Origin of the sequence: Crocinitomix algicola, assembly GCF_001661595.2 — a bacterium.
GTDB classification, from domain to species: Bacteria; Bacteroidota; Bacteroidia; order Flavobacteriales_D; family Crocinitomicaceae; genus Crocinitomix; species Crocinitomix algicola.
The window spans coordinates 1-791 of record NZ_LYPF02000003.1 but is presented as its reverse complement, the minus strand read 5'-3'; the positions used below and the strand labels follow the sequence as shown (position 1 = coordinate 791).

The 791-nt window shown below is 38.4% G+C and carries 2 protein-coding genes; both read left to right on the top strand.

Annotated features, from left to right (window positions below; all coding sequences use genetic code 11):
• Positions 1 to 209 (top strand): ISAon1 family transposase N-terminal region protein (locus A8143_RS17115; RefSeq protein ID WP_449390402.1); only part of this gene is annotated, 209 nt, incomplete at its 5' end.
• Positions 199 to 791 (top strand): ISAon1 family transposase (locus A8143_RS03135; RefSeq protein WP_449390403.1); only part of this gene is annotated, 593 nt, incomplete at its 3' end. The genes A8143_RS17115 and A8143_RS03135, both read left to right, overlap by 11 nt.

Sequence of the window (791 nt, the reverse complement as noted above, 5' to 3'; positions counted from 1 at the left end):
GGCAATTAATATCGAAAGGCTTTCATAAGTCAATAACGGTTCAGGATTTTCCACTTAAAGGTATGTTTGTTTTCTTTCATATAAAGCGTAGGAGATGGACTGATAAAGAGTCAGGAAAGATTGTTCAGCGTAACTGGAATTTAGTAGCAAACGGCACTCGAATGACAAAGGAGTTTGCCGCTTTTTTAAAATCAATTAATCAATACTAAATCACTTGATTGTCGTACAATAGGCTCGTTTTTTGGTGTTTCCGGGAAGAAGCTGCAACGACAGTACAAAGACTACCTGAGTGATTTTAAACAATGGAAGCAGCTAGCTCATGCAAGAGATTGGTTGGTTTTCCCAGAGAATATGGGAAGGCGATTGTCTATTGATGAAGTAGCCTTATCTCAGGGAGAACTCTATACGGTTGTCACTAATAAAAAAGCAAAAGGTAAAGCAGGTTCAGTGGTAGCTATAATTGCGGGAACCAAAGCTGATGTCGTTATTGAACATCTAAAAAAGATTCCAATCGATAAACGTAGACAGGTGAAAGAAATAACCTTGGATATGGCACCAAACATGAAATTAATTGCTAAAACTTGTTTTACCAGAGCTACGCAGGTTATCGATCGATTCCACGTCCAAAAACTGGCGATAGAAGCGTTGCAAGAAATCAGAATTAAACACAGATGGGAAGCTATTGATCAGGAAAATGAAATGATTTTAGCCGCAAGAAAGATTAAAACGGATTATCAACCCGAATTACTGTTGACCGGCGAAACAAGAAAACAAATACTTGCCAGGAGTCG